1 protein-coding gene and 1 pseudogene are annotated in these 1,488 nt (G+C 70.1%); both read right to left on the bottom strand.

The features are described 5' to 3' along the window. Window positions 1-416, bottom strand: a pseudogene (locus AB0C59_RS34815) (peptidoglycan-binding protein); the annotation flags it as partial. Window positions 417-433: 17 nt separating this feature from the next. After that, on the bottom strand, window positions 434-1,488 hold a 1,055-nt coding region (locus AB0C59_RS34810; protein WP_363011876.1), incomplete at its 5' end, for a hydrolase.

Raw genomic sequence — 1,488 nt, 5'->3', positions numbered from 1 at the left:
GTGTTGCCGAGGTTGTCGACGGCGAGGCGGGGGCGTCCTCGGAAGCGTCCCTTGACGGTGGGTGGGACGAGCTCGGCGCGGACCTCGGTGAACGGCGTGACGGTGAGCGTGCCCTCGGGAACCGTGACCGACTCGGGGTGTTCGGTGGGCGTGATGCGGACCGCGTAGGGGTGCGGGCCGGCGGCCGCGTCGGGTGTGCGGGGCGGCGCGAACGTCAACTCGACGGTGCCTGTGGTTCCTGGGTACAGGCGCAGGGTCTGTGGTTCGACCGTGGTCCAGGGCGAGATGGGCCCGACCGGTTCGAAGCGGTATTCGTCCACGACGTCGCCGGTGTTGCGCAGCCGCAGCCGCACACGTGCCGAAGCACCCGGGTCCACCGTCGCGGATGAGGGTTCCAGAGAGGTCCAGAGAGTCATGACACCTTTTGCAGTTCTCAGACAGTGAACTTGACGGCTTCGAGCGGGACGTCGTTCTTCAGGGATCCGCCATAGACGAAGTTCGGGTTGGCCTGGGCGCACCCCTGGGGCTTCCAGCCCTCGTCATGCGTCTCGACCGTCTGGCAGATCTGCCCGTTGGTGATGGCCATGATGAAGCCCAGCATGGTGGGAGCGTCCTGCTTCGCGCTGCCCAGGTAGAGGTCCTCGTCGTCGGCGACCGTGGGGGTCCAGTCCGAAAACTTCCCCTCCCCCTTGCTCGACCCGGGATCGGGGAACACGGGAGTCGCGACCAGGCCCTTGCCCCCGCCGGCCACCGACACATTGAGAGCCAGGATCTGCTTGCCCTGCTTGACCGTGCCGGCGATGGTGCCGTCGCACACCGGTTTCTGCCAGCCGGTGCCGCCGTTGACGTAGGCGCGGTAGCAGATGTGCCGTCCGGCCGGGTCGTCGGCGGCCAGTCTGCGCACCGCGGCCGCCGCCGTCTCCTGCACGGGCTTGGCCGACGGCGGCGCCTGCGCCTCGCCCCCGCCGCTCGAACCACCGTCCCCGGCCCCCGCTCCCGCCCCGGCGGCCTGTGTGGGCGTGACCGCGGCGCTGGGGGAGGGGGGAGGAGGCGCGCTCGCCGGGGGGCGGGGCGGCGCGAGGGTACTGACCGCCGCGTCCTGGACCTTCTCCGTGGCCAGGCTCTTGACCTGGGGTTTGTAGGAGATCCAGATCATGACGAAGGTGATGGCGAGGGCGAGGAGCATGCCGAGGAAGGTGGCGAGCCAGCGGGGGAGGAAGCCCCGCTGGATGTACGTGCCCTCGACGGCCAGGGGCGCCACCCCGGACCGTTGGACGGTGAGGGTGTAGGGCCGGCGTTCCTTGGGCCCGAACCAGATGATCCTGCGTGGCTTGAGCGTGGCCGCGACGAAGGCGGCGCGTCCGGGTTCGACCTGGACGTTTCCGGGGTGCACGTCGTAACTGAGGTGGTCGCCGTTGTCGTTGCCGCCGACGGAGGCGGTGAGTCTGGTGTTGCCGAGGTTGTCGACGGCGAGGCGGGGGCGTCCTC

The organism is Streptomyces sp. NPDC048664, from assembly GCF_040650555.1.
In the GTDB taxonomy this organism is placed as follows: Bacteria; Actinomycetota; Actinomycetes; order Streptomycetales; family Streptomycetaceae; genus Streptomyces.
Note: the sequence above shows the minus strand (reverse complement) of the source record. Positions and strands in the feature narration are given on the sequence as shown.